The 2,887-nt window shown below is 42.2% G+C and carries 2 protein-coding genes; both read left to right on the top strand.

What is annotated here, in order from left to right; translation table 11 throughout:
* The first annotated feature begins 276 nt into the window (after nt 1-276).
* Nucleotides 277-1,179, top strand: coding sequence for an ATP-grasp domain-containing protein (locus AC4II3_RS30280; RefSeq protein WP_488016224.1), 903 nt, complete (start codon nt 277-279; stop codon nt 1,177-1,179).
* A gap of 185 nt (nt 1,180-1,364) precedes the next feature.
* Nucleotides 1,365-2,777, top strand: coding sequence for a pyridoxal phosphate-dependent decarboxylase family protein (locus AC4II3_RS30275; protein WP_488029751.1), 1,413 nt, complete (start codon nt 1,365-1,367; stop codon nt 2,775-2,777).
* The last annotated feature ends 110 nt before the right edge of the window (nt 2,778-2,887 follow it).

The raw sequence follows: 2,887 nt of genomic DNA, 5'->3' as shown, positions 1-2,887 counted from the left end.
TTGGCCAAGGTTGGAGGTTGGTTGTTCGCGTAGCGTGGCCTTTTGGCCAAGGTTGGAGGTTGGTTGTTCGCGTAGCGTGGCCTTTTGGCCAAGGTTGAATTCTAAATTCTTAATTCTAAATTCTTAATTCAAAAGGGTAGGTTGACATCTGGCACCCTTGTCAGTAATGCACCTGACCGGCTGTGGGATTAATTTTACAGGCTTTTAGCTCAAGTCCACAAGACAATAAATAAAAATTGCTATAATTTTTATCTGATGCCCAGTTTGAGGTAAACCTTGAAAACTGTTGCTGTCTTTTTTGAGGAAGCAGGCACCTTTGCCTACCCATTTACTAAAAAAAAGTATATACGACACATTGCCCAACTTGGTGAAGCAATAGAAGCTTGTGGTGCCAATTTTCGTGTTGTTCGTCACCAATCTTCCTATCTAGGGTCAGGAGAATTTTCCCAGAGTTGGGAATTACGAGATGGACAAGTGATAGAAACTGGTCCTGTCAAAGCTGATGTCATTTTCGATAAAGGATTGTTTAGCTCTGATGGAACTATCCCAGTTCTAAACTGTCAGGAAATTAACGAAATTTGCACCAACAAATATAAAACCTTTCAGCTGTTCAGTGACTATTCTCCCCAAAGCTATCTTGTTAACACCCAAGAAGAGTTTTTTGAGGCACTCGCTAATATACCAGGGCAGTATAAAGTTGTCAAGCCAGTAGATGGTCTTGAAGCTAGAAATGTCCACATTGGAGACGATGAGTTCTTAAAGAAGCAGGATTGCCCCTATCCCTTCTTAGTGCAAGAGTTTCTCGATTCACGCTCAGGTATACCCGGTATTGTCAATGGTGTTCATGACTTTCGTGTAACACTCCTCAACGGGGAAATTCTTCACTCTATAGTACGTACTCCAGCTTCAGGAAAATTAGTAGCATCCGTGACTGAAGGAGGCGAGATGCGTGTTGTAGAAATAGAACTGATCCCTAGCACTGTCTTCGAGCTAGTCGAGCACATTGAAAAACATATGGTACAGTACGGTAACCGGTTTTATGGCATTGATCTTGCCATAGTTAACGGTCAACCGAAAATCATTGAGCTTAATTCTCGTGTTAGCATTTGGGACAATAAACAACATGAAGTATTCGCTAGCACGAAGAGAAAACTTGCCGAGGTTTTAGTAGCACTTTGATAGTTGGGTAGGGTGCGTTAGGGACGGGCGAGCCATCATTTTATGCCTCGTCGTCACCGTTGGGACAGCACGCCCGAAAATTGTAACGGGCAAGATGCCCATTCCACCCACCGGGTCAAACAGCTTTTAGGATATGCACCCTTATCAATTCCACCAAATATCTGAATTATACCAAATATTAAATTATGATCGAGTTTGAAAAAATAATCAACTTAACTGTTGATAAACTCCTTAACTATTTGCAGGAAAATCAAAATACCGACACCAAGGTAATAGATTACAAAAGCCCTCAAACCCTTAAGGAAAAACTCGATTTAAGCTTACCAGAAAACGGAGTTCCCTTAGCCGATTTAATTCCGATTATTGAATCGTACCTCGACCACAGCGTGCGGACTAGTAGCCACAAGTTTTTCAACCAGCTTTGGGGTGGATTTGAGATAACTGGATTATTAGCAGAAATGGTAACTAGTACTGCTAATACTTCTATGTATACCTATGAAGTTGCTCCAGTAGCCACGCTAATAGAGATTAAATTGATTGAGGCTCTCAACAACTTGATCGGTTTTCCTCAAGGTGAGGGGTTGATGGTGACAGGAGGGAGTAATGCTAATCTGATCGCCATGCTTTGTGCGCGACACAAACTCCTACCCGAAGCCAAAAACAAGGGATTGGGAAATCACCAGTTAGTAGCATTCATCTCAGATCAGGCTCACTATTCCTTTTTCAAAGCAGCAAATTTGTTGGGCATGGGGATAGACAATGTAGTCAAAGTCAAATCCGATGGCGATCAGCGCATGTGCCCGCAACAATTAGACGCTGCTATTCAACAAAGCCTAAGGGAAGGAAAAACACCTTTCTTTGTTACAGCTACTGCGGGCACTACCGTTGCCGGTGCATTCGATCCGTTGCCCTCAATTGCAGAAATTACCAGCAAATATGGACTCTGGCTACATGTGGATGGGTCTTGGGGTGCTCCGGTTTTGTTCAGCAACCAGCACAAGCACCTGTTGCAAGGTAGCTCCTTAGCAGATTCGTTTACTTGGGATGCTCACAAACTGATGGGGGTGCCCTTGATTTGTTCAGCTATTCTAGTCAAACAACCAGGGACTTTATTGGAAGCTTGTTCTAGTCAAGGTACTCACTATATCTTCCACGATGATGAAGATAGTGCTTATAATCTGGGAACTATGTCCTTGCAGTGTGGGCGGAAAGTAGATGCCCTTAAGCTATGGCTAGCCTGGAAATACTATGGCAAAAATGGTTATGAAGCAAGAGTTGACCGCTTATTTGAACTCGCTAGCTACGCGGCGGACTATATTCGCAATTGTGAGAATTTAGAATTGATAGTTGAACCAACATTTTTGAATATCTGTTTTCGCTATAATCCCAGAGATAACAGTCTGTCTAATCATGGGTTAGATCAGCTTAATCTGGAGATACGTGATCAATTAATGCGCTCTGGTCAAGCATTAGTCAATTACTCTCAGTATCAAGAACAGATTGTAATTCGCTTGATTCTCAGCAATCCAGAAATTAACGAAGCAGATTTAGATAGCTTTTTTGTTAACTTTATCAAAATTGGTGATCGTTTATTATAGGAGGTACGGAAGAGCCATAAAAACAAAAAAAATCTGACGAATCTATAAGCGAACGGGTAGTGCATCAGCAAAGTGTGGGATAAGCAAGCAAGTCATTCCAACTCCAAGGG

The organism is Moorena sp., assembly GCF_982860115.1.
The sequence above is the reverse complement of the archived record's forward strand: the minus strand, read 5'-3'. Positions and strand labels throughout refer to the sequence as shown.

Coding starts and splice junctions, on each gene's coding strand:
- AC4II3_RS30275 (WP_488029751.1), top strand. CDS start 1,365: ATGATCGAGTTTGAAAAAATAATCAACTTAACTGTTGATAAACTCCTT.